Origin of the sequence: Streptomyces sp. MAR4 CNX-425, assembly GCF_048656465.1 — a bacterium.
Taxonomy (GTDB): Bacteria; Actinomycetota; Actinomycetes; order Streptomycetales; family Streptomycetaceae; genus Streptomyces.
This window is the reverse complement of the sequence record NZ_JBMDLF010000011.1, coordinates 141,091-164,369: the sequence shown is the minus strand read 5'-3', so window position 1 is coordinate 164,369 and position 23,279 is coordinate 141,091. Positions and strand designations below refer to the sequence as shown.

24 protein-coding genes are annotated in these 23,279 nt (G+C 72.7%); 11 read left to right on the top strand and 13 right to left on the bottom strand.

Annotation, left to right across the window (positions count from 1 at the left end):
* Nucleotides 1-38: 38 nt before the first annotated feature.
* Entirely contained in the window at nt 39-1,316 is a 1,278-nt protein-coding gene (locus tag ACHZ99_RS27460; protein ID WP_420307446.1) for a L,D-transpeptidase, read from the bottom strand.
* A 177-nt stretch (nt 1,317-1,493) separates the two neighbouring features.
* Nucleotides 1,494-3,059, bottom strand: a complete 1,566-nt coding sequence (gene hutH / locus ACHZ99_RS27455; RefSeq protein WP_420307558.1) for a histidine ammonia-lyase — start codon at nt 3,057-3,059, stop codon at nt 1,494-1,496.
* A 199-nt stretch (nt 3,060-3,258) separates the two neighbouring features.
* Between hutH and ACHZ99_RS27450 the strand changes: the two genes are divergently transcribed.
* Together ACHZ99_RS27450 and ACHZ99_RS27445 are read left to right on the top strand one after the other, a co-directional pair.
* Complete coding sequence (locus ACHZ99_RS27450; RefSeq protein WP_420307445.1) at nt 3,259-4,038, top strand: enoyl-CoA hydratase/isomerase family protein; 780 nt, start codon at nt 3,259-3,261, stop codon at nt 4,036-4,038.
* Nucleotides 4,039-4,131: 93 nt separating this feature from the next.
* Nucleotides 4,132-5,232: a diguanylate cyclase domain-containing protein gene (locus tag ACHZ99_RS27445; RefSeq protein WP_420307444.1), complete on the top strand. Its 1,101-nt coding sequence runs from the start codon at nt 4,132-4,134 to the stop codon at nt 5,230-5,232.
* A gap of 37 nt (nt 5,233-5,269) precedes the next feature.
* On the opposite strand, the gene ACHZ99_RS27440 is transcribed toward ACHZ99_RS27445, so the two are convergent.
* The 4 genes from ACHZ99_RS27440 to ACHZ99_RS27425 form a co-directional block, all read right to left on the bottom strand.
* Entirely contained in the window at nt 5,270-5,932 is a 663-nt protein-coding gene (locus ACHZ99_RS27440; protein WP_420307443.1) for a Uma2 family endonuclease, read from the bottom strand.
* A gap of 286 nt (nt 5,933-6,218) precedes the next feature.
* Nucleotides 6,219-6,842 carry a hypothetical protein gene (locus ACHZ99_RS27435; protein WP_420307442.1) on the bottom strand — a complete coding sequence of 208 codons (624 nt, stop codon included), beginning with the start codon at nt 6,840-6,842 and terminating at the stop codon, nt 6,219-6,221.
* A 207-nt stretch (nt 6,843-7,049) separates the two neighbouring features.
* Nucleotides 7,050-7,514 carry an ATP-binding protein gene (locus ACHZ99_RS27430; RefSeq protein WP_420307441.1) on the bottom strand — a complete coding sequence of 155 codons (465 nt, stop codon included), beginning with the start codon at nt 7,512-7,514 and terminating at the stop codon, nt 7,050-7,052.
* Nucleotides 7,511-7,732, bottom strand: a complete 222-nt coding sequence (locus ACHZ99_RS27425) for a hypothetical protein (RefSeq protein WP_420307440.1) — start codon at nt 7,730-7,732, stop codon at nt 7,511-7,513. The genes ACHZ99_RS27430 and ACHZ99_RS27425 overlap by 4 nt, the downstream gene beginning before the upstream one ends.
* A gap of 121 nt (nt 7,733-7,853) precedes the next feature.
* Here ACHZ99_RS27425 and ACHZ99_RS27420 point away from each other — a divergent pair, with 121 nt between their 5' ends.
* Together ACHZ99_RS27420 and ACHZ99_RS27415 are read left to right on the top strand one after the other, a co-directional pair.
* Complete coding sequence (locus ACHZ99_RS27420) at nt 7,854-8,696, top strand: helix-turn-helix domain-containing protein (protein WP_420307439.1); 843 nt, start codon at nt 7,854-7,856, stop codon at nt 8,694-8,696.
* On the top strand, nt 8,686-8,901 hold the full coding sequence (locus tag ACHZ99_RS27415; RefSeq protein ID WP_420307438.1) for a DUF397 domain-containing protein: 216 nt from the start codon (nt 8,686-8,688) through the stop codon (nt 8,899-8,901). The genes ACHZ99_RS27420 and ACHZ99_RS27415 overlap by 11 nt, the downstream gene beginning before the upstream one ends.
* Nucleotides 8,902-9,045: 144 nt before the next feature.
* On the opposite strand, the gene ACHZ99_RS27410 is transcribed toward ACHZ99_RS27415, so the two are convergent.
* From ACHZ99_RS27410 to ACHZ99_RS27395, 4 genes are all read right to left on the bottom strand, one after another.
* Nucleotides 9,046-9,861: a transposase family protein gene (locus tag ACHZ99_RS27410; protein WP_420307437.1), complete on the bottom strand. Its 816-nt coding sequence runs from the start codon at nt 9,859-9,861 to the stop codon at nt 9,046-9,048.
* A 499-nt stretch (nt 9,862-10,360) separates the two neighbouring features.
* Complete coding sequence (locus tag ACHZ99_RS27405; protein ID WP_420307557.1) at nt 10,361-11,620, bottom strand: MFS transporter; 1,260 nt, start codon at nt 11,618-11,620, stop codon at nt 10,361-10,363.
* Between the two features lie 217 nt (nt 11,621-11,837).
* Nucleotides 11,838-12,965, bottom strand: coding sequence for an adenylate/guanylate cyclase domain-containing protein (locus ACHZ99_RS27400; RefSeq protein ID WP_420307436.1), 1,128 nt, complete (start codon nt 12,963-12,965; stop codon nt 11,838-11,840).
* A gap of 147 nt (nt 12,966-13,112) precedes the next feature.
* A complete protein-coding gene (locus ACHZ99_RS27395; RefSeq protein ID WP_420307435.1) occupies nt 13,113-13,979 on the bottom strand; it encodes a biotin--[acetyl-CoA-carboxylase] ligase in 867 nt (288 codons plus the stop codon).
* 213 nt (nt 13,980-14,192) lie between these two features.
* Here ACHZ99_RS27395 and ACHZ99_RS27390 point away from each other — a divergent pair, with 213 nt between their 5' ends.
* The 4 genes from ACHZ99_RS27390 to ACHZ99_RS27375 all read left to right on the top strand — a co-directional run bounded on the left by ACHZ99_RS27390 (nt 14,193) and on the right by ACHZ99_RS27375 (nt 17,061).
* Nucleotides 14,193-15,800 carry an acyl-CoA carboxylase subunit beta gene (locus ACHZ99_RS27390; protein WP_420307434.1) on the top strand — a complete coding sequence of 536 codons (1,608 nt, stop codon included), beginning with the start codon at nt 14,193-14,195 and terminating at the stop codon, nt 15,798-15,800.
* 25 nt (nt 15,801-15,825) lie between these two features.
* Nucleotides 15,826-16,038 (top strand): acyl-CoA carboxylase epsilon subunit, encoded by a 213-nt coding sequence (locus ACHZ99_RS27385; protein WP_420307433.1) that lies wholly within the window; start codon nt 15,826-15,828, stop codon nt 16,036-16,038.
* Nucleotides 16,039-16,220: 182 nt separating this feature from the next.
* Entirely contained in the window at nt 16,221-16,367 is a 147-nt protein-coding gene (gene mmpB / locus ACHZ99_RS27380) for a morphogenic membrane protein MmpB (RefSeq protein WP_420307432.1), read from the top strand.
* Between the two features lie 55 nt (nt 16,368-16,422).
* A complete protein-coding gene (locus ACHZ99_RS27375) occupies nt 16,423-17,061 on the top strand; it encodes a Maf family protein (RefSeq protein WP_420307431.1) in 639 nt (212 codons plus the stop codon).
* Between the two features lie 42 nt (nt 17,062-17,103).
* Here the strand turns inward: ACHZ99_RS27375 and ACHZ99_RS27370 are convergent, their stop codons facing one another.
* Nucleotides 17,104-17,574, bottom strand: coding sequence for a MarR family winged helix-turn-helix transcriptional regulator (locus ACHZ99_RS27370; protein ID WP_420307430.1), 471 nt, complete (start codon nt 17,572-17,574; stop codon nt 17,104-17,106).
* A gap of 50 nt (nt 17,575-17,624) precedes the next feature.
* The gene (locus tag ACHZ99_RS27365; RefSeq protein WP_420307429.1) at nt 17,625-18,524 is read right to left on the bottom strand and encodes an enoyl-CoA hydratase; all 900 of its coding nucleotides are present in this window, start codon (nt 18,522-18,524) and stop codon (nt 17,625-17,627) included.
* A 300-nt stretch (nt 18,525-18,824) separates the two neighbouring features.
* On the opposite strand from ACHZ99_RS27365, the gene ACHZ99_RS27360 reads away from it, so the two are divergent.
* Together ACHZ99_RS27360 and ACHZ99_RS27355 are read left to right on the top strand one after the other, a co-directional pair.
* Nucleotides 18,825-19,886 carry an LLM class flavin-dependent oxidoreductase gene (locus ACHZ99_RS27360; protein ID WP_420307428.1) on the top strand — a complete coding sequence of 354 codons (1,062 nt, stop codon included), beginning with the start codon at nt 18,825-18,827 and terminating at the stop codon, nt 19,884-19,886.
* Nucleotides 19,883-20,578, top strand: coding sequence for an NAD(P)H-dependent oxidoreductase (locus tag ACHZ99_RS27355; protein ID WP_420307427.1), 696 nt, complete (start codon nt 19,883-19,885; stop codon nt 20,576-20,578). The genes ACHZ99_RS27360 and ACHZ99_RS27355 overlap by 4 nt, the downstream gene beginning before the upstream one ends.
* 42 nt (nt 20,579-20,620) lie before the next feature.
* Here the strand turns inward: ACHZ99_RS27355 and ACHZ99_RS27350 are convergent, their stop codons facing one another.
* Nucleotides 20,621-21,079 carry a hypothetical protein gene (locus ACHZ99_RS27350; RefSeq protein ID WP_420307426.1) on the bottom strand — a complete coding sequence of 153 codons (459 nt, stop codon included), beginning with the start codon at nt 21,077-21,079 and terminating at the stop codon, nt 20,621-20,623.
* Nucleotides 21,080-21,475: 396 nt separating this feature from the next.
* On the opposite strand from ACHZ99_RS27350, the gene ACHZ99_RS27345 reads away from it, so the two are divergent.
* Complete coding sequence (locus tag ACHZ99_RS27345) at nt 21,476-23,233, top strand: acetyl/propionyl/methylcrotonyl-CoA carboxylase subunit alpha (protein WP_420307425.1); 1,758 nt, start codon at nt 21,476-21,478, stop codon at nt 23,231-23,233.
* Nucleotides 23,234-23,279 lie beyond the last annotated feature (46 nt).

Genomic DNA, 23,279 nt, shown 5'->3' with positions numbered 1-23,279 from the left:
TCTGCTACGCCCCTGCTACGCCTCGCGCGCGCCCCGGGTCAGAGGGCGCTGCCCTCCTGCCACGCGGTCCAGTCCATGTTCCAGCCGTTGAGGCCGTTGTCCGGGGCGATGGTCTCGTCGGGCGAGTTCTTGACGATCACGACGTCACCGATGAGCGACTGGTCGTAGAACCACGCGCCGTCCGTGCCCGGGTCGTCCGCGCCCTGCTTGTCGAACAGGCCGATGCAGCCGTGGCTGGTGTTGGCGCTGCCGAACACGCCCTGGCCGCCCCAGTAGTTGCCGTGGATGAACGTGCCGGAGGTGGACAGCCGCATGGCGTGCGGCACGTCGGGGATGTCGTACTCGCTCTCGCCCTGCTTGTCGGTGAAGCCGACCGTCGAGCCGTCCATCCGGGTCTCCTTGTGCTTCTCGGAGATCACCATCTGGCCGTTGTACGTCGGGGTCTCCGGCGAGCCCGCGGAGATCGGGATGTTCTTGATCATCTTGCCGTTGCGCTCGACGATCATCGTCATGGCCTTCACGTCGACCGTGGTGACCTGCGAGCGGCCCACGGTGAAGCTCATCTCGCGGTCCTGCACGCCGTAGACGCCGGGCGACGCCTCGACGCCGTCGAGCTCCATGTCCATCGTGACGGTGGAGCCCGCCTGCCAGTAGTCCTCGGGGCGGAAGTCGAGGCGGGTGTCGTTGAACCAGTGGCCGACGACGTCCTGCCCGCTGCTGGACTCGACCGAGATCTTCGACTCGACGGCCGCCTTGTCCTCGACGGGCTTGTCGAAGTTGAGCGACACCGGCATGCCGACGCCGACCTCGCTGCCGTCCTCCGGGGTGAAGTACCCGATGACGCTGTTCTCGGCGGAGACGGTGGTGAAGCTGGTGTTCGACGTGGACACCTGGCCGTCGGCGTCCTCGGCCTTGGCCGTGATGGTGTACTCCGTGCCGCGCTCCAGCGCCGCGTCCGGCTTCCAGGACTTCCCGTCGTCGGCGATCGACCCGGCGGTCTCCTCCGTGGCCCCGGCCGCGGTCAGCACGACGTCGGTGAGCTTCCCGTCCTTGACCGTGACCTTCGTGTCGGAGTTGATCCCGACGTTCTCCGCACCGTCCTTGGGCGCTATGGATATTCGGGCGTCCGGTACTTCCTTCTTCCGCTGCTCGGCGGCGGCCGGTTCCTTGTCGTCCCCGGAGTCGTCCGCCTCGCTGTCGCCGCCGCACGCGGACAGCCCCAGCACGGCACTCATCGCCAGCGCGGTCAGCGCCACCCCGCGCCGCCCCTTGCCGTACACCCTCACGTCGTAACTCCCCTTCACCGCGAAGGGCACGATTGCCCTACCTCACGGAGTAAGACGCCCGCTCCCCACTGCTCCGTTCCGTCCTGGTAACCACTGTGGCACACGCCACCGACTCCCCTGACCCGCGGACGGGAGTACCGCCCCGCGACCGGCCCGACCGCGGGACATCATTGCAGGTCAGCGCAGAATCGATCAGATCACGACAGTTCATGACAGCGGACCTGTGACGGACTCCACGGCCGCGACCAGCCGGCCGGAGCGTACGAAACCCTCCGCGGCGGCCAGATCGGGCGACAGGAACCGGTCGTCCCCGGGCCCCGCAACCCCCGCGTCGCGCACGGCGCGCAGCACGGCGCGGGTCGCGGGCGCGGGCGTGAGCCCGGCGCGCAACTCGACGGCGCGGGTGGCCGCGTACATCTCGACGGCCAGCACCTTCGTCAGGTGGTCGACCGCGGTGCGCAGCTTGCGCGCCGCGGACCAGCCCATCGAGACGTGGTCCTCCTGCATCGCCGACGACGGGATGGAGTCGGCCGACGCCGGGACGGCCAGCCGCTTCAGTTCGCTGACCAGCGCGGCCTGGGTGTACTGGGCGATCATCAGGCCCGAGTCCACGCCCGGGTCGCCGGCCAGGAAGGCGGGCAGGCCGTGGCTGCGGTTCTTGTCCAGCAGCCGGTCGGTGCGGCGTTCGGCGATGGAGCCGAGGTCGGCGGCGGCGACGGCGAGGAAGTCCAGGACGTACGCGACGGGGGCGCCGTGGAAGTTCCCGTTGGACTCGACGCGGCCGTCGATCACCACCGGGTTGTCGACGGCGGCGGCCAGTTCGCGCTCCGCGACCGCGCGGGCGTGCGCGAGGGTGTCCCGGCCCGCGCCGGCGACCTGCGGCGCGCACCGTACCGAGTACGCGTCCTGCACCCGCGGCGCGGCGGGCAGGCCGTCGTGGCCGGTCTGGTGGTGACCGGTGAGCCCGGAGCCGTCGAGCACCCGGAGCATGTTGGCGGCGCTGGCGGCCTGTCCGGGGTGCGGGCGTACGGCGTGCAGTTCGGGGGCGAGCACCTTCTCCGTGCCGAGGAGCGCTTCCAGCGTCAGCGCGGCGGTGACGTCGGCGGCGGTGAGGAGCGCGCCGAGGTCGGCGCAGGCCATGAGCAGCATGCCGAGCATCCCGTCGGTGCCGTTGAGCAGCGCCAGGCCCTCCTTCTCGCGCAGCGTGACGGGCGTGAGGCCGTGCGCCGCGAGCAGGTCGGCGGCGGGGTGCACGGCGCCGTCGGGGCCCTCGGCGTCGCCCTCGCCCATGAGCGCCAGCGCGCAGTGCGAGAGCGGGGCGAGGTCGCCGGAGCAGCCGAGGGAGCCGTACTCGTGCACGACGGGCGTGATGCCGGCGTTGAGCATCCCGGCCATGGCGCGGGCCACCTCGGGCCGTACGCCGGTGTGGCCGGAGGCCAGCGTCTTCAGCCGCAGGAACATCAGCGCCCGGACGACCTCCCGCTCCACCCGCGGGCCCATGCCGGCCGCGTGCGAGCGGACGATGTTGCGCTGGAGCTGCACGCGCAGGTCGGGGCTGATGTGCCGGACGGCGAGGGCGCCGAAGCCGGTGGAGACGCCGTACACGGGCTCGGGCTTGGCCGCGAGGTCGTCCACGACCCGGCGGGCGGCCGCGAGGGCGTCCAGGGCGCGGGCGGACAGCTCGACGGGGGCGCCGCGGCGGGCGACCGCGAGGACGTCGTCGGCGGTGGTGCCGGCGGTCCCGAGGACGACGGGTGCGGGGCGGGGGTGCATATTCATATTCAGGAACCATACGAAGTGAATCCGGAGCTGTCACGGGCGGTGCGCCGGACCCGGCGGCGCCCGGCGACCCCCGGCAGCGCCCGGCGTCCGGTCCGGCCGGGAAAACGCCTCCGGCCGGGCCTGGCGCGGCGGCGCTCCGCACACTAGGTTAGCGCCCGTTAACGTCACCACCCGCCGGAGGCCGATTCGCATGGGCGAGGGCATCGCCGTCCGCACGCACGAGTACGTCGCCGAGCTGGTCCTCGACCGGCCGGAGGCCATGAACGCCGTCTCCACCCAGCTGGCCCGCGCGCTCACCGAGACCACCGCGCGCCTCGCCGCGGACGCCTCCGTCCGGGCCGTGGTCCTCACCTCCAGCCACGAGCGGGCCTTCTGCGTCGGCGCGGACCTCAAGGAGCGCAACGACTTCACCGACGCCGACATGCACCGCCACCGCCCCACCTCGCGCGCCGCGTACACCGGCGTGCTGGAGCTGCCGATGCCGGTCGTCGCCGCGGTGCACGGCTTCGCGCTCGGCGGGGGGTACGAGCTGGCGCTGTCCTGCGACTTCATCGTCGCCGACGAGACGGCGGTGGTCGGGCTGCCGGAGGTGTCCGTCGGCGTCGTGCCGGGCGGCGGCGGCACGCAGCTGCTGCCGCGCCGGGTGGGCTCCGCCCGGGCGGCGGAGCTGATCTTCACCGCGCGCCGGGTGGAGGCGGCCGAGGCGCACACCCTGGGCATGGTCGACCGGCTGGTGCCGGCGGGCGAGGCCCGTACGACGGCGCTGGAGCTGGCCCGCCGGATCGCGGGCAACTCGCCGGTGGGCGTACGGGCCGCGAAGCGGGCGCTGCGGCTGGGCTACGGGCGCGAGCTGCGGGCGGGGCTGGAGATCGAGGACGCGGCGTGGCACCGTACGGCGCTGTCGGCGGACCGCCAGGAAGGCGTGGCGGCGTTCAACGAGAAGCGCAGGCCGGAGTGGCCGGGAGCATAGACAGGGCGCAAAAGGGCACTTCGGAGCGCTTTACGCAGAGTGGTCAATCCGTCTAAATACCTTAAACCGTGATCGATTGCCTACCCTGGAGCCGTGACGGGCAACGACCGGCCCCCCGACGAACCGCTGCACGCCGTGGTCGAGCTGGCCCGGGCGCTGGCGGACGCCGCCACGCTCCGCGAGACCGTGCGCGCGGCGGCGGCGGGGGCGCGGCGCGCGCTGGACGGGTCGTTCGCGTCCGTGTCCGTCTGGGAGCGGGAACGCGGGCGGCTGCGGGTCCTGGTCAACGACGGCGAGCGGGCGCCCGGCGAGGACGAGTTCCCGCCGGACGAGTCGTACCCGCGCGACCTCCCCGGCCCCGCCGACCCCGGCGGCCCGTGGACCGCCACCGAGGGCTCCCCCGGCCCGCGCGGGGACGCGCTGCGGCGGCGGGGCCGGAGCAGCTGCCTGGTGGTGCCCGTGCTGGTGCACGGGCGGGCGTGGGGCGAGCTGTACGTGGCCCGCCCGCGCGGCGCCGCGGCCTTCACGGCGTACGACACGGCCTGCGCGGCGGCGGTGAGCGCGGTGGTCGCCGCCGGAATCGCGCAGACCGAGCGGCTGGCGGAGGCCCGCCGGCTGGCGTTCACGGATCCGCTGACCGGGCTGGCCAACCGCCGCGCGCTCGACCTGCGGCTGGACGAGGCGGTGGCGCGGTACCGGGCGGACGGCACGGTGGTCAGCCTGGCCGTCTGCGACGTCAACGGCCTCAAGGAGGTCAACGACTCGTTCGGGCACGCGGGCGGCGACCGCCTGCTGGAACGATTCGGCTCCCTGCTGTCCCTGCACGCGGCGACACTGCCGGACACGCTGGCCGCCCGGCTGGGCGGCGACGAATTCTGCCTGCTGTCGGTGGGCCCGCCGCCCGACGACGTGGTACGGACGGCGACGGAGCTGTGCGCCCGGGCGGCGGAGCTGGAGCCGGGACAGGGCGTCGCGTGCGGGGTGGCGTCGACGGGCGACCCGATCGGCCCGGTGCCGTCCGCCGGGCGGCTGCTGCGGCTGGCGGACGCGGCGCAGTACACGGCGAAGGCGGCGGGGGCGCCGAGGCCGGTGGTGGCGGGCCGGGACGGCGAGGTGACGCGGCTGGCGAACGACCCGCCGCGCGGACGCGGCCGGAGGGCGTTCCGGGGCCGGCGGCCGGGGGTCGGGAGGTAGGGCGCGGGGCGGCGGCCGTACGGCGGGGGGCGCCCCGTCAGAACGCGAGGTCGTCCCAGGTGATGTCGAGGCTGAAGGGCTCGGGGAAGACGATCCCCAGCCCCTCCGGCTCCCACTCCCCCACGGCGATGTAGAAGGCCGGGCGCAGCGGCTTCACGGCAAGCCCGTCGTCCTGCACCGTCGCGAGTTCGTACGCCCGCACCGCGGTGATGTCCCAGGTCCCGGGCGAGTCGAGTTCGACCTCCCAGTAATAGGGGATGCCGCCGTCGGCGTACCGGCCCATCTTCCAATGTCTCCGCTTGAGGGTGTCCGAGCCGGACAGGACCTCTCCCACCAGCACCACGTCGCTCGCGTACGTGTCGGCGCCGCGGGGCAGGCAGCGGCGGACGAGGAAGTCCGGGGTGAGGAAGCTGGACTTGTCGGGGGTGAGGAACACGTTGGTTTCCACCTCGACCTGCCAGCAGCGCTGCTCGCCGTCAGGCCCGTCACCCCGCATGGCCTGCCGGGCGCAAGTTTCAAGAGCATTGCACATGCGCCGCGCAAAGCGCTGGTGCTCCGCCGGCCCGCGCCGGTTCCAGATCACCCTCCCCTCCCACAGCTCGATCTCGGCCGCGATGTCCTCGGGGAGTCTCTGAAGCTCGTCCCAGCTCAGGAACTCGGGCAGGCCGTCACCCGGCGCGTTGAGCGGATCCACTGACATGCCGCCTCCTGTGCTGGACACCTCCAGCCCTCAGATTACTGGAAAAACCGGTGCCGGTCGGACCCCTGGCCAACGGCCCACGTGCGCGACCCGGCAACCGCTACACGCCCTCGGCGGGGCCGCCGCCACCGCCGTACCCCCGGGCCACCGACACACCGCCTCGTGTCAGCCTCCAGCGCGTCATGTACCCGTGGTGAAGATGCCGCCTGCCGGGACAGCTCTGACGCGGAACGATGGCGCGCTGTTCCCTTGACAAGTGGTGTTCATCCTGGATGCCCAGGGGGCTTCAACGGGTGAGCAGGGCGTTCAGGACGCCGGTGATGATGCCGGTGACGAGGAGGCCGCCGACGAGCGTGCCCACGCCGATGCCCATGTATGCCAGGGGTTTGAGGTCCGGTTTCAGCACTGTTCTGCCCCCGAAGTGCCGGGCGGCGGCGAAGGTGGCGAAGCCGCCGGAAACGAACACGAGCGAGGTCAGGAAGAGAAACCCCGCGAAGTTGCGGTTCGGTTCCTGTGCGGAGACCTCCCGCTGGCCCTGAAAGGCAACCTCGACTATGTGGCCGTCCCAGTAGGTGGCGGTGACCGTGTCGCCGGGCTGGGCGTTGTCGTAGACCGGGTGGCTCCCTCCGCCCATCCGAACCCACTGCGGCGGCTGGCTGTCGCGTGAGAACAGCATGTAGTGGGGACGGCCCTTGCCCTTCCGGCGTTCCTTGTCGGTGAGCGTGACCGGTGTCTGTGACTTGCAGCCAGGTGCGGGCTCTGCGGTGGGACACCTGGGCGCCGCATCGTAGGCCCGCTGTTTGTCCAGCTCACCGGGCAGGAGGAGGACGGCGAGTGCGAGCCCGGCGAGCAGGAGTACGCCGGCGATCGTGGCCGACAGCGCGGGCTTGGGCCTGTGCTCGGCAGCCAACCTGATCCCCTCACGGTCCCCGTGGTGTAGTGGACATGATCTTCACATCGCGGGATCGGAGACGTCAACGATTCCCAGGCGGGGAGGGTTCTTGAGCCTGGCCACACCGGGCCTGGACGCCGCCGACGTGCTCGCCCTCCCGTGGGGTCGTGGTCGTGCACCTTCGCGACGTGTCGTGCCCCGGCGTTTCCTGGCGGTCCAGGCCGCTCACGTGCTGGACACCGCCGTCCGGGGTGCGGCGCGGGGGACCTTGAAAGAGGCCCAGACCACCTTGCCGGGACCGGCGCGGCCGGACACTCCCCACTCGTCGGCGAGGGCCGAGACGACCAGCAGGCCGCGCCCGCGCTCCTCGGTGGCGTCGGGGGTACGCACGCGGGGGGCGCCTTCACCGGCATCGTGCACCTCCAGCCGCACCGTGTCGCCGCGGGTGAGGACGCGGACGAGGAAGTCCCGGCCGGCCGGTCCGTACCGGACGGCGTTCGTGGCGAGTTCGGAGGCGCACACCCGGACGTCGGGGGCGAGTCCGGCGCCGGGCGTGCCGGTGAGCGCACCCGCGGCGAAGTCGCGGGCACGGGCCACCGAGGCCGCCCCGCGGGCGAACTGACGCTGCTGCGCGAGCGGCGGCGCGCACGCCCCGGCCGGGGCGGGGCCCGTCGCACCGGGTACGGTCACCGCGCCGCCTCCGCGGTCCGGCCGGCCCGCAGGGCGGCGGCCAGTGCGCGGGCGGTGTCGATGTTGCAGCGGCCCAGCTCGATCAACTGCACCTTCCCCGGGCCGGCATACGCCGTGAGGTCCAGCCACAGGGACGGCAGGGTGACCCCGGCCTCCCGGAGCGCGTCGCGCAGTTCGTTCAGTGCGCTCTCGGCCTCATCGGTCCGCTGGACTGGCATCCGCTTATCGGACATGATGACTCCCCTCTGTAGCCGCACGGCTACTACGAGCGCTCAGCGTGCCCCGGTGTCGCGGATCGCTCAACCGCGTCAGAAATGAACGAAAGGCCGGTGAAGGCCCGTGAACCGCAAGGAGTTGAACCCCGACAGCTCACCCCAGGCGGCCTACGGGGCACGTCTGCGCAGCCTGCGTGATGGGCGCGGCTGGACCCAGGATGATCTCGGCGAGCGCATGGGGTACTCCAGCGTGCACGTCTCGGCGGTCGAAGTGGGGCGCAAATCTCCAACTCTCCGCTTCTCGCGTAGTGCAGACGAGGTCTTCGGCCTGCAAGGCACGACGGACTCCTTCGAGCGCAAGTACCACGAGATCAAGCACGGCAGCCTGCTGGAGGGCTTCCCGGAGTTCGTCGCCTATGAGCGGCACGCCGCCGAGATCCGGCTGTACGAGGTGGGCGTCATCCCCGGGCTGCTCCAGACCCCGGACTACGCGACGACCCTGGCGGACAGCGCCGTCAGGCGGGGGGCGATCAGCCCCGAGCAGGCGCACGAGCGCGTAGCACTGGTGGCGAAGCGGCAGGAGTCGCTTGTCAGGGCCCATCCGCCGCTGGTCATCGTCGTGCTGGACGAGGGCTGCCTGCGCCGCCCCGTCGGCGAGCCCGCCGTCTGGGACGCCCAGTTGGCCCGGCTGGTGGAGTTCGCGGAGCTGCCGAACACCATGCTCCAGGTCGCCCCGTTCAGCATGGGGACGCGTCGCCCGTTCAATCTGCCGGTCTCCATCCTGACGATGCCGGACCGCGGGCTGGTGTCGTACGCCGAGTCGGCCCAGCAGGGGCATCTCGAACGCGACAACTCCTGTGTCGTTCCCCTGCTGACGGCTTACCATCAGTTGCAGGCCGAAGCGCCTTCCCAGGCGGACTCCGCGGCCATGATCAATCAGTTCCGAAAGGCGTCCCGTGACGACTGAATCCCCGTCCCCCCGTTGGCACAAGTCCTCCTACAGCGACAACGGCGGCCAGTGCATCGAGGTCGCCGCCAACCTCGTCGCCGCGCGCGGCGTGGTCCCCGTCCGCGACTCCAAGGACCCGAGCGGCCCGGTCCTGGACTTCACCGCCGACGCGTTCGCGTCCTTCGTAGCGGGCGTGAAGGCAGGAGAGTTCCCCACCACCTGACCCCCGGCACCCCCGGCCGACCGGCCCCCGCCCGCGGCGGGGGCTCTGGGGCACCCACCGCTCTTGAAGGCCGTCAGCTGGACGGTTCCGGTGAGGACTGTATGAGGCCCGGCGAGCCGCTGAAGGTCTCCCATTCAGGTTTTCTCAGCGAGTTTCGTTCCATGTGTTGTTGAGGACGAGGGCGGCTTGGGCGATGGTGCCGATTCTGCTCGGGCTGAGCGTGATGTGCTGGAGTGCTCGCCAGCGTTGCTTGAGGGTGGCGGCGGCACGTTCGCCCACGGCTCGTAGGCCGCGTAGCAGTCGGTCGTGGCTGCGGTTGTCCGCGCACAGCGGCTCGGGCCGGTCGGGGTGGATGGAGGTGGGGGTGTGGATGCCGATGCCGGCACCCTGATAGCCCAGGTCGGCCAGGGTGGGCAGGCCGTCGGCCGCCGCCTTGTACAGGGCGGGCAGGGCGTGGGCGCGGGCGGCGGTGATATCCGGGGTGCTGCCCGGTTCCACCTCGGAAACCCACAGCAGGTCACCGCTCGGTGAGGCCAGGAACTGGAGGTTGCCGCCGCATCGGCGGGCTTTCCCGGAGTACCACAGGTCGTTGCCGTTCTCCCGGACCCCGGTGGCCCGGTCGCAGCCGATGAGGGTGCCGTCCAGCACGATGTGGCTCATGCCCTGACGGTGGCAGCGGTCGAGGACGGTGTGCAGGTCGGGGGCGCGCTCGGCCAGGACGTCGATGGCTTCGTGGAGGTAGCGGTAGCCGGTGGCCTGGGAGATCCGGGCGTCTGCGGCCAGGCAGTGCACGCAGGCTCGCTGCCGGAACCAGCGCAGCACCAGCACGGCCTGGCGGAACGGGCCAAGCGCCCGTGACCTGCGCGGGGTGCCGATCCGGCGGCGGTGAGCGGCCAGCAGCCGGGCGAGGTGGTCCACCACCGGGCGCGGGATGTCGAGCATGGCAGGATAGGTGACCAACGTGAAGCCTCTGGTTCGATGAACGTGATCTTGGTAGACCCGTTCTTACCAGGGGCTTCACGTCTGCCCGCCACCGGGGCTGTCACCCCTCCCGCCACGGCACCGCCTCAACTCCCCCTCCCACAGCCCATTTCGCTGAGAAAACCTGACTGCCCATCAGAAAACGTCTTTCCGGCCGTCAGCCACGGCGGCTCAGCAGTCACGGTTCCACCACGCCCAGCCCGCGCACCGGGCGCTGCCACATCGGCTGCAGCCCAAGCCGGTACCTCCGGCGCCTCGCTGCTGTCTCAGCCCGGTGCCGTCGGGCCGGCGGCTGCTGCGGCTGGCGGACGCGGCGAAGGCGGCGGGTCGCCGGGGCCCGTGGTGGCGGGGCCGGGACGACGAGGTGTCGCGGCTGGCGGACGACCGGCCGCCGGGGCGGAGCCGCAGAGCGTTCCGGGGCGGCTCCTCGACGGGCTGGTCCCCGCGGCGGCGGAGAGCCTGCTTCGTACACCCCGCCTCACCGTGGCGCCGGCAGCTCCCGCCCCAGCCGGGCCAGCGGCGACACCGCCATCACCGCCGGCGACAGCAGCATCCCCGCCGCCGTCACCAGCAGGCTCGTCCGCAGTCCCCACCCCGCCGCCAGCCAGCCGCCCAGCAGCGACCCCAACGGCGTCAGCCCCATCCCCACGAACGTGATCGTCGCCGCCACCCGGCCCTGCATCCCGGCCGGGGTGGCCGCCTGCCGGACCGCCATGACCGTGACGTTCACCAGCTGCCCGCCCACGCCGAACACGAAGCCGACCGCCACCAGCGCGGCCACCGTCGCCGCCGACGAGCCGCGCAGCGCCGGTACGCACAGGTACGCCCCGTCGCCGAGCACCGCCGCCCCCACCAGCACCGGCCCGTAGCCCCACCGCCGCGGCAGCCGGGCGGCCAGCAGCGCGCCGACGAGCGCGCCCGGGCCCGTCGCCGCGAGCGCCAGCCCCACGACCGTGCCGGACAGGTGCAGCTCCCGCGGCAGGTACAGCAGGTAGACGGTCAGCATCGCCGCGAACGACAGCTGGAACGCCGCCGACGCCAGGCACACCGACCGCAGGACACCGTTCCGCACGACGAAGCGCAGTCCGCCGTGGATGCGCCGCCACAGCGGCACCGTACGCTCCGGCAGCTCCGGCCGCTCCGGCCGCTCCGGCCGCTCCGGCAGCGCCTCGGCGGCCCGTATCCGGCTGATCGACAGGAACGACAGCGCGAAGCACACCGCCCCGGACGCCACCGCGACCGGCGCCGACAGCAGCGAGACCAGCGCGCCGCCGAGCGCCGGGCCGCCGGTCTGCGCCGCGGACCGGCTGCCCTCCAGCGCGCTGTTGCCCTGCACCAGCTGATCGCGCGCCACCAGCCGTACGAGAGATGCCTGGTACGCCACGTCGAAGAACACCGACAGCGCCCCGACCGCGCACACGACCACGAACAGCGCCGGCACCCCGAACCAGCCGAAGACGCCGGCGGCCACCGCCGCGGCGCCGAGCACCACGGCCCGGCCGGCGTCGGTCAGCACCATCACCGTGCGCGTCCGCCACCCGTCCACCCACGCCCCGGCGAACAGTGAGAGCAGCAGAACCGGCGCCTGCCCCACCGCCCGCAGCGCACCCAGCTCCCCCGCCCCGGCGTCGAGCGTCAGCACCGCGAACAGCGGCAGAACCACGAGAGCGGTGTGCTCACCGAGCTGGGAGGCCGTCTGGCCGGCCCACAGGCGTCTGAAGTCGGCTTCTTTCCACAGATGTGCCACGAGGATCCCTCTGGGGTGCGGGCAGGCGAAACAGGGCTCGCTGTGCCGCAACACCGAGGGCAGCACGCGATGACGGGCCGCTCACGGCCTCCGGGTCAACGCGCGCTCGGGACACCGGGCATGTCGAAGGACTCCTCGTGGATCACTTGCCGAAGCGCCAGGCTAGCCCGCGCCGACCCGACGCGAAAGGCGCCCACGGCCCCGGCCGTCAGCCGCGGCGGCTCAGGAGCCAGGGCTCCACCACGCCCAGGCCGCGCACCGGGCGCTGCCACATCGGCTGGAGCGCGAAGCGGTACGACGGGGCCTCCGCCGTGCCGCCCTCCGCCGCCGCCTTCTCCGCCGCCGCGGCCTCCGCCTCGGACTCCGGGGCCTCGCCCTCTCTTATCAGCTCCGCCGCGACGTCGCCGTCCACCAGCACCGTGTCCTTCGGCGCGATCGACGTCAGCCGCGAGGCCAGGTTCACCGTCGTGCCGAACACGTCGCCCATCCGCGTCGTCACCGTGCCGAACGCGATGCCCACCCGCAGCTCCGGCATCGTCTCGTCGTGCGCCAGCGTCTCGATCAGCCGGACGCCGATCTCCGCCGCCGTGCCCACGTCGTCGGCGGCGAACAGCACCTCGTCGCCCAGGGTCTTGATGAGCCGGCCGCCGTGGGCGGCGACCAGGTCGGCGGCGGTCGTCTCGAACGCCTCGACCAGCTCGCCCAGCTCCTCCTCCTCCAGCCGCCGGGTCAGCCGGGTGAAGCCGACCAGGTCGGCGAAGCCGACGGCGAGGCGGCGGGCGACCATCTCGTCGTCGTCCTGGGCCTGGACGACCCGGCCGGTGGCGGCGGCGAGCTGGCGGCGCCACACGTAGACCAGGAACTCCTCCAGCTCCGGCAGCAGCAGCTCGACCAGCGGGTAGGCGATCTCCGTACGGGACATGCCCTCCTGCGGCTCGGTGAGCCCTTCGAGGAAGGAGTCGATCTGCCAGTCGGCCAGCCGGGCCGTGGTCTGCCCGGTGGAGCGCGCCACCTGCACGGCCATGCCCTCGCTCAGCAGCCCGGCCTCCACCAGCCCCGCCAGCCGGCGCAGGGCGAGGACGTCGGCCTCGGTGAGCGCCTTGGCCTGGCCGATGTCGGCGAAGCCCATGGCGCGCCAGAAGCGGGCCGCCAGCTCCATCGGCACGCCGGCCGCGCGGGCGGCCTGGAAGGGCGTGTAGCGGCGGTCGGAGCCCAGGATCAGCTGCTCGATGCGGAGCGCGATGGGGTCGTCGTCGCCCTCCGGGCTCTCGTCGCCCTCCGGGCTTTCCGGTCGTACGGCACCTTCCGGCCCTACGGTGCCCTCGTCACCTTCCATACGTTCCGTATGTTCCGCACGTTCCCGGCCTTCCGGATCCTCCGCACCGGAGGATCCCGCAACCTCACTCACCGGCTGCCCCCTCCCCGCGTCCGTTCCCCGGCCACCGACCCTGCCGCCTCAACGATACGGGAAGTGTGGCCCAGCTCACTCCGCTTCGGCCGCGGGCCGCAGGTGCACCACGTCCCCCGCGGCCACCGGCTCCTGCAACCCCGCCGCCGTGGCCAGCACCAGCCGCCCGTCGCCGTCCACCGCGACGGCCTCCCCCGTGACGGAGGCGCCGCCCGGCAGCTCCGCCCGGACCTGCCGCCCGAGCGTCGCGCAGCCCGCCGCGTACGTCTCCTGGAGCCGGGCGCCGGCCGGGTCGCCGGCGGCGCCGCGCCAGCCGGTGTACCAGCGCTCCAGCGACCGCAGCAGCGCGCGCAGCAGCGGGTCCCGGTCGGTGACCTTCGCGCCGGCCAGGGCCAGCGAGCCGGCCTGCGGCACGGGCAGCTCGTCGGCGCGCAGCGTGACGTTGACGCCGATGCCGAGGACCACCGCGTCGGCCGTCGCGTCGACCCGCTCCACGAGGATGCCGCCGGCCTTGCGCTCCTCGCCGTCGACGGTCACGAGCACGTCGTTCGGCCACTTCAGCGCCGTGTCCACGCCCGCGGCGCGCGGCAGCGCGGTCGCCACGGCGACCCCGGCGAGCAGCGGCAGCCAGCCCCAGCGGCCGACGGGCACGGTCTCGGGGCGCAGCAGGACGGAGAGGAAGATGCCGGAGCGCGGCGGCGCCGACCACGGCCGGTCGAGCCGGCCGCGCCCCGCCGTCTGCTCCTCCGCGACCAGCACCGCGCCCTCGGCCGCGCCCTCGCGGGCGCGCGCGGCGAGGTCGGCGTTCGTGGAGCCGGTGGCCTCGACGACGTCGAGGGACGTCCACAGCCCTCCGGTCCGTACGAGCGCACGGCGCAGCGCGTCCGCGTTCAGCGGCGGGCGGTCGAGGTCGGACCAGCGGCTTCCCCGATCTGCACTCATACGGCCACCCTACGGCCAGACATCCGCCCCGCCGTCCGCCGACGCCACGCGGCGCGGTACCCGCGGCGGGCCCGGCACACGCGCCACACCGCCGGTGTGGTCAACGCCGCACCCGTGCGGCGCCCCCGCGCCGATAACCTACGTAGGAGTAGGTCCCCCCTCCTCCGGGTGCCCGCGCCCGGAGCGTCCCCGACGAGCAGGAGCTGCACCGCGATGGCCGAGGCGCACGAGCCACCCCCCGAGACGGCGGACATCCACACGACGGCCGGCCGGCTCGCCGACCTGAGCCGGCGGATCGAGGAGGCCACGCACGCCGGTTCGGCGCGCGCGGTGGAGAAGCAGCACGCGAAGGGCAAGCTGACCGCGCGCGAACGCGTCGACCTGCTGCTGGACGAGGGGTCGTTCACCGAGCTGGACGAGTTCGCGCGGCACCGTTCGACGAACTTCGGCATCGAGGCCAACCGCCCGTACGGCGACGGCGTCGTCACCGGCTACGGCACCGTCGACGGCCGCCCCGTCGTGGTGTACTCGCAGGACTTCACCGTCTTCGGCGGCTCCCTCGGGGAGGTCTACGGCGAGAAGATCGTCAAGGCGATGGACTTCGCCATGAAGACCGGCTGCCCGATCATCGGCATCAACGACGGCGGCGGCGCGCGCATCCAGGAGGGCGTCGTCGCGCTCGGGCTCTTCGCGGAGATCTTCCGCCGCAACGTCCACGGCTCCGGCGTCGTCCCGCAGATCAGCGTCATCGTCGGCCCCTGCGCGGGCGGCGCGGTGTACTCCCCCGCCATCACGGACTTCACCGTGATGGTCGACGGCACCTCGCACATGTTCATCACCGGGCCCGACGTCATCAAGACCGTCACCGGCGAGGACGTCGGCTTCGAGGAGCTGGGCGGGGCCCGTACGCACAACACCACCTCCGGCGTCGCGCACCACATGGCGGGCGACGAGAAAGACGCCTTCGACTACGTCAAGGCGCTGCTGTCGTACCTGCCGTCGAACAACCTCAGCGACCCGCCCGCCTTCCCCGAGGAGGGCGAGGCGACGGTCACCGACGAGGACCGCGAGCTGGACACCCTCATCCCGGACTCGGCCAACCAGCCGTACGACATGCACACCGCCATCGAGCACGTGCTGGACGACCGCGAGTTCCTGGAGACCCAGGCGCTGTACGCGCCGAACATCGTCACCGGCTTCGGCCGGGTCGAGGGCCACCCGGTCGGCGTCGTCGCCAACCAGCCGATGCAGTTCGCCGGCTGCCTGGACATCAAGGCCAGCGAGAAGGCCGCCCGCTTCGTGCGCACCTGCGACGCCTTCAACGTGCCGGTCCTCACGTTCGTCGACGTCCCCGGCTTCCTGCCGGGCACGGACCAGGAGTACGACGGCATCATCCGGCGCGGCGCCAAGCTGATCTACGCCTACGCCGAGGCCACCGTGCCGCTGATCACGGTGATCACCCGCAAGGCGTTCGGCGGCGCGTACGACGTCATGGGCTCCAAGCACCTCGGCGCGGACCTGAACCTGGCCTGGCCCACCGCGCAGATCGCCGTCATGGGCGCGCAGGGCGCGGTCAACATCCTCTACCGCCGCACGCTCGCGGCCATCGCCGACGAGCCGGAGCGCGAGACGCGGCGCGCCGAGCTGATCCGCGAGTACGAGGACGCGCTGCTGAACCCGTACGCGGCGGCCGAGCGCGGGTACGTGGACGGCGTCATCATGCCGTCGGAGACGCGGCGGCAGGTGGCGAAGGGGCTGCGGGTGCTGCGCAACAAGCGGGAGGCGCTGCCGCCGAAGAAGCACGGGAACATCCCGCTGTAGGCGGCGGAGCGGGCGAGGAGGGCCGATGTCCGAGGAGATCAAGGTCGTCCGGGGCAACCCGACGGCGGAGGAGCTGGCGGCGGCGCTGGCGGTGGTGCAGGCGCGGGCGGCCTCGTCCGCGGCGGGCGCGCGGAGCGGGCCGGGCAGCGAGTGGGCGGACCCGGCCCGGCTGGTGCCGGCCCGGCGGGTGCCGCAGCCGGGGCCGAAGGCGTGGCGTACGACGTACTGGCCGGGGTAGCGGGCGGCGCGCGGCGGCGTCGCGGGCGCCGGTGTGCGGTGCCGGGTACGCGCCCGCGCGGGGGCGTCTCGTGACCGGCGGCGGCGATCAGGTGCTCCGCCAGGCCGGGTGCACGCCCGCGCGGGGCGTTTCTGAGTACCCGTACTCAGGCGCGCGGGGCCCCGGACCGGGACCATCGGAAGATGCTCTGGTCCGACCCTCCAGACGAACCCGACGACGAGTTCCGCGCCGCCGAACGGCAGTTGCGCCGCGCCGGGTGGCTCGTCGCGCTGGCGGCGGTGGTGACGATCGCGCTGGGCGCGGCGGGCCTGGGCGTGCTGCCGACGTGAGCCGCCGCCCGTCCCCCGCGCTGGAAGGCCGTTGCCGTTCGCCGGTCCATCTACGATGGCGCGCATGACCCACGACCCCGCCCCCGGCCGTCCCGCCCGCACGCTCGTGCTCGCGTCGCAGTCGCCCGCCCGGCTCGCCCTGCTCCGGCAGGCGGGACTCGCGCCCGAGGTCGAGGTCAGCGGCGTCGACGAGGACGCCCTGACCGCCGCGAACCCGGCCGAACTGGCCCTCGTGCTCGCCGAGGCGAAGGCCGCCGCCGTCGCCGCGCGGCCCGCCGCGAAGGACGCGGGCGCGCTGGTCGTCGGCTGCGACTCGGTGCTGGAGCTGGACGGCAGGGCGCTGGGCAAGCCCGTGGACGCCGAGGACGCCACCGCGCGGTGGAAGGCGATGCGCGGCCGGTCGGGCGTGCTCCAGACCGGGCACTGCCTGATCGACACGGCGTCGGGCCGGCGGGCGAGCGCGACCGCCGGGACGGTGGTGCGGTTCGGCGAGCCGAGCGACGCCGAGATCGCCGCGTACGTCGCGACCGGCGAGCCCCTGCACGTGGCGGGGGCGTTCACCATCGACGGCCGGTCGTCGGCGTTCATCGACGGCATCGACGGCGACCACGGCAACGTCGTCGGACTCTCGCTGCCGCTGCTGCGCCGCCTGCTGGCGGACGTGGGCGTGCAGATCACCGACCTCTGGGTCTAGGACCTGCCGTTCGGACGCCGGGCGGGACGCCCCGAGGGAGGGCTACGGGGCACCCTCGCCCGGCGCTTCGTCGTCGTCCGGAGCGAGCCTCGCCCAGACGTCGGCGAGGTTGCGCAGGTGCTCGTCATCGAGCCGGTCGAAGAAGAGCCGGCGCAGGTCGCTGTACTGCTGGCGCCACGCCTTGCGCAGGAGGGCACGCCCCTCGCGGGTGAGGACGGCCTCGAAGCCGCGGCCGTCGCCGGGCGACGGCCGCCTCTCGATCAGGCCACGGCGCTCAAGCCGGTCGGCGAGCCGGGTGAACCCGCCGGTGGACATCAGGCGCCGCTGCGCGAGCTCCGACATCCGCATGCCCTTCTTTCCGGCCTCGCCCAGCAGAGCGAGCACGCTGTACTCGGCCATGCTCACGTTCAGCGGGGCGATCCCGGCCTCGATCTCACGCCAGATCCGGTCGTGGGTGACCAGGAAGCCGTTCCAGGCCAGGTACTCAAGTTCTCGCAGCTCTACGGTCGCCATGCGCAGCACGCTATCGGTGGAGCGTCCGCGGGAGTGCCCGTGGACCCGGCTCAGCCGTCTTCCTTCGGCGGCTCCCAGTCCTCCGGCAGTTCCCACATGCCGGAGGTCAGCGCGAAGCCCGCCGGGTCGATGGAGGAGCCGTCGTGGGTGGCCCGGTTGTGGGCGTGGTTGAGGGTGTGGAGGCTGAAGGCCGTCTGTACCGCGTTCCACTGGCCCTGAATGTCCAGGGTCTGGTTCACGGCCTTCTTGGCCAGCTTCAGCCCGAAGGTGGGGCGGGCCGCGATCCGCTCGGCGAGGGCCAGCACGGCCGACTCCAGCTCGTCCCGGGGGACGACCCGGCTGATCATGCCCAGCTGGCGAGCCTCCTGCGCCGTGAGGACGTCCCCGGTGAAGAGCAGCTCCTTGGCCCGGCGGGCCCCCAGCTCCCACGGGTGCAGGAACAGCTCGACGGCGTTCACGCCGAACGCCGTGACCGGGTCGGCGAAGCGCGCGTCCGCACTGGCCACGATCAGGTCGGAGGGCCACGCGATCATCAAGCCACCCGCGAACACCTTTCCCTGGACCGCGGCGACCGTCGGCTTGGGAAAGTTGCGCCAGCGCCAGTGCAGCTCCAGGAAGACCTCGTTCTCCCAGGCCATGTCGCCTTCGACGCCGCCGCGCCCCATGCCGCCCTCCAGCGTCACCTGGTCCATCCCCTCGGTGCTGAACAGCGCATCGACATCGTGCCCGAGCGAGAAGTCATCGCCCTCGGCGGCGATCACGAACACCGAGATCGAGTCGTCGGCCGCGGCACGGCGGTATGCGGCGTCGAGCTGGTAGAAGAGGTGGACGTCCGCGAGGTTGCCCTGCTCGGACCGGGTGAGCGTCGCGCGGGCCACCCGCTCGGCGGGGACGTCGTAGGTCACGCGCTCTCCGAGCTTCACCGGCCCGGGCAGGCTGCTGTGGGTCATGTTCTTCTCCTTCGCCGGGTTACGCGCCGCTGACCGCGAGGCTTATCGACAACGTACCGCCGCCACCGCCACCCGACAAGCTGCCTGCGCAAGCAATTACATGGGCGATTAACCGCCCACTTAAGACCGCTCTGACCAGCTCATACATCCATCTCGACGCACGCCCTCCCCCGGGAACATGTCAGGAAGAAGCTCCTCACCCTGCCAAGGAATAACTGCGTGCGCAGACAGGTTACTGGGATGAGACGACCACCGCCGCCCGGCGCATGGCACCGGCGGCACGACACGAAGAGGGACGACATGGCATTCGAGATCGGCATCATGACCTTCGGCGAGATCACCGAGGACGCGGCGACCGGGACGCCCCCTTCGCCGCGGCAGCGCGTCCGCGAGACCATCGAGCAGGCCCGGGTCGCCGACCAGGTCGGACTCGACGTGTTCGGGGTCGGTGAGCACCATCGCTCCGACTTCGTCGGATCGGCGCCGGCCGTCCTGCTGGCCGCCGCCGCGGAGAAGACCGAGAACATCAAGCTGACCAGCTCGGTCACCGTACTCAGCTCGGAAGACCCCGTGCGCGTCTGGGAGCAGTTCGCCACGATCGACCTGCTGTCCGCCGGCCGCGCCGAGATCATCGCCGGGCGCGGCTCGTACACCGAGTCCTTCCCGCTGTTCGGATACGACCTGACGGACTACGCGGACCTGTTCCGCGAGAAGCTCGACCTGCTCCTCAAGATCCGCGACCGCAATCCGCTGACCTGGCAGGGGCGTTTCCGCCCGCCCCTCCACGACGCGGACATCGCCCCACGCGCCGACGCCGGGACCATCCCCGTCTGGGTCGGGAGCGGGGGATCGCCCGCATCGGCCGTCAGCACCGGCCGCCTCGGCCTGCCCCTGGCCCTGGCCCTGCTGCTGGGGCCGATGACCTTCCACGAGCAGACGGTCGAGCTGTACCGGGCGGCCGCGGCGCAGTGGGGGCACGACGCGGACGCGCTGCCCGTCAGCATCAACGCGCACGGATACGTCGGGCGGACCAGCCGGAGCGCCCGGGACACCATGTACCCCTACTTCGCCAGAGGGATGAGCGAGAACAACCATCAGCGCGGCGCCGGCTTCCCGCTCTCCCGGGCCGCATTCGACGCGCAGTCGTCCCCGGCGGCCGGCCTGCTGGTCGGCAGCCCCCAGGAGCTGATCGACAAGCTCCTCACCTACCACGAGCTGTACGGCCTGAACCGCGCCCTGATCCAGATGGGCTTCTGCGGCATGCCGCAGAAGGAGCACCTTGAGGCGATCGAGCGCCTCGGCACCGAGGTCGCGCCCGTCGTGCGCCGCGAGGTCGCCGCACAGGAAGGAGAGGCGGCATGAAGCCCCTGCCCGCCCCCGCCACCCGCACCGACCCCGCCACCCGCACCGACCCCGCCCCCGACCCCGGCAGCGACCCCGGCACCGCACCTGACGCACACCCGGCCGGTCCCGTTCTGCGCGTCGTGGTCGTCAACGGCAGCCCGAGCCGTCCGTCCAAGACGATGGGGCTCGTCAGCGTCATCCTGGACACGCTCGGAAACATGCTCCCGACCGAGACGTCCCAGGTCGATGTCTACCGCCTGGGGACCGACTTCACCACCACGGTCGAACGCGATCGAGCCCCGGCGGACCTGGAGGCGCAGCTGCGCCTGGTCGAGGAGGCCGACCTGCTCGTCGCGGCCGTGCCGGTGTACCGCGGCTCCTATCCGGGCATGTTCAAGCACTTCTTCGACCTGGTCGAGCAGTACGCGCTCGCCAACAAGCCGGTCCTGCTCGCCGCGACGGGCGGTGGCGACCACCACGCGCTCGTCCTGGAGCACGCCCTGCGGCCGCTGTTCGCCTTCTTCCAGGCGTTGACGATCCCGGTCGCGTTCTTCGCCTCCGCCGGGGACTTCGACGGTACGACCCTGCTCAACCCCCGTGTCTACGGGCGCGTCGAGGTCGGGCTCGGCGATGTGGTGGACATCCTCAAAACGCGCATGACGGGCCCGCGGAGTGCGACGGCGAAGGAGCGAGCGGGCACGGGTGGATGACGCCGCCGGAACGACCCACGCGCGCCCCGGCAGCGGCAGCGCTCATCCCGCCGGTGCCGGCTCCGCGCCGCCCCCGGGCTCCCGGGGCTCACGGGGCTCACGGGGCTCCCGTACGGCGTCGCCCTCGCCCGTCAGCGTCAGCAGGATCAGCCCGAAGACGGCCATCAGCCCCGCGAACGCCGCCCAGCCCACCAGCCCCACCGCCACCGTCGCCAGCACCGCGTGCAGCACCGCGCAGCTCACCAGCAGGATCCGCCCGGCGCGCCCGGGGGCCCGGTCCCGTACCGCGACGAGCAGCGAGGCCGCCCCGCAGCACAGCAGGTAGAGCCCGATCCCGACACCGGCCGCGCGCGTGGAGCCGGACATGACGCCCGAGTCGAGACCGGCGAGGGACATCTCCTGGCGGTCGACGACCGAGCCCAGGACGAAGTGCACGACGGTCAGCCCCACCGCCTCCACGAGCAGCGCGGCACCCGCCACCGCCGCGACGGTTCTGCGCATGGCGGCCACCCCCTCACCGGGTCCGATAGGCGGGTTCACGCTACTGATGGGTAGTCGAGGGCGGCAAGGGCTCGCGCACGAGCGGCACCCGACTGGCACACGAGGGACACATGGCAAGATCCCGATCGGGGGGACGACCGAAAAGATTCCGCCCCGCCTTCGTAGGGTTTCCACAAAAGTGCGCCCCGCCCATCTGCTCCACGGGCGCGAGACCTTGGCCACATGCCGGATTCGCGCGCGCCGCACCGGATGCGGCGTACCTTGGGAACTCAGGGCCTCGCGCCCGAGTGCGGCGGCGCGGATCACCCTCTGTGTGGGCAAGCTCACCTCCGGGATCCCGCAGCGCAGAGGTGTCGCCATTACCTAAAATCTCGGTGTTCCGAGAAGGGAGCCAACGTGCGCAAGGTGCTCATCGCCAACCGCGGCGAAATCGCCGTCCGGGTCGCCCGCGCGTGCCGGGATGCCGGGATCGCGAGCGTGGCCGTCTACGCCGCGCCGGACCGGGACGCGCTGCACGTCCGCGTGGCCGACGAGGCGTTCGCGCTGGGCGGTGACACCCCGGCCACGAGCTACCTCGACATCGGCAAGGTGTTGCAGGCCGCCCGGGACTCGGGTGCGGACGCGGTCCACCCCGGGTACGGGTTCCTGTCGGAGAACGCCGAGTTCGCGCAGGCGGTCCGTGATGCGGGGCTGGTCTGGATCGGGCCGCCGCCGCAGGCGATCCGTGACCTGGGCGACAAGGTGTCGGCGCGGCACATCGCCCAGCGTGCCGGGGCGCCGCTGGTCGCGGGGACGAAGGACCCGGTCGGCGGGGTCGGGGAGGTGACCGCGTTCGCGGAGGAGCACGGGCTGCCGATCGCCATCAAGGCGGCGTTCGGCGGCGGCGGGCGGGGGCTGAAGGTGGCCCGTACCCTCGAAGAGGTCCCGGAGCTGTACGAGTCGGCGGTGCGCGAGGCCATCGCCGCGTTCGGCCGCGGCGAGTGCTTCGTCGAGCGCTACCTCGACCGCCCCCGGCACGTCGAGACGCAGTGCCTGGCCGACAAGCACGGCAACGTCGTCGTGGTCTCCACCCGGGACTGCTCGTTGCAGCGCCGCCATCAGAAGCTGGTGGAGGAGGCGCCGGCGCCGTTTTTGTCGCCGGAGCAGAACGCCGAGCTGTACCGCGCGTCGAAGGCGATCCTCAAAGAGGCGCGCTACGAGGGTGCGGGTACCTGCGAGTTCCTCGTCGGCCGGGACGGCACGATCTCGTTCCTGGAGGTCAACACCCGTCTTCAGGTGGAGCACCCGGTGACCGAGGAGGTCACGGGCATCGACCTGGTGCGGGAGATGTTCCGTATCGCCGACGGCGAGGAACTGGGCTACGGCGACCCGCCGGTGCGGGGTCACTCGCTGGAGTTCCGTATCAACGGCGAGGACCCCGGGCGCAACTTCCTGCCCGCACCCGGCACCGTGACGGCGTTCGACCCGCCGGCGGGTCCGGGGGTGCGGCTGGACGCGGGCGTGGAGGCGGGCAGTGTGATCGGCCCGGCGTGGGACTCGCTGCTGGCCAAGCTGATCGTCACCGGCGCCACCCGCCAGCAGGCGCTCCAGCGCGCGGCACGCGCGCTGGACGAGTTCACGGTCGCCGGGATGGCCACGGCCCTGCCCTTCCACCGCACCGTCGTACGGGACCCGGCGTTCGCGCCCGACTCCGCCGTCGAACCGTTCTCCGTCCACACCCGCTGGATCGAAACGGAGTTCGTCAACGAGATCACCCCCTTCGCCGGCGGCGCGGACGCCGAGGCGGCGGAGGAGAGCCGCGAGACGCTGGTCGTCGAGGTCGGCGGCAAGCGCCTGGAGGTCTCGCTGCCGTCGTCGCTGGGCGCGGTCGCGTCGGCGGCGGCCGGGCGGGCGAAGCCGAAGCGGCGGGCGGCGAAGAAGTCCGGCTCGGCGGCCTCGGGCGACGCGCTGGCCTCGCCGATGCAGGGCACGATCGTGAAGGTGGCGGTCGAGGAGGGCCAGCAGGTCGCGGAGGGGGACCTCGTGATCGTGCTGGAGGCGATGAAGATGGAGCAGCCCATCAACGCGCACCGCGCCGGCACGGTCAAGGACCTCGCCGCGGAGATCGGCACGACCGTCACGTCCGGCGCGGTGATCTGCGAGATCAAGGACTGACGCGGGTCCCGCGTCGGGAGCCCGGGAATCCGGGCCCCCGACGCGG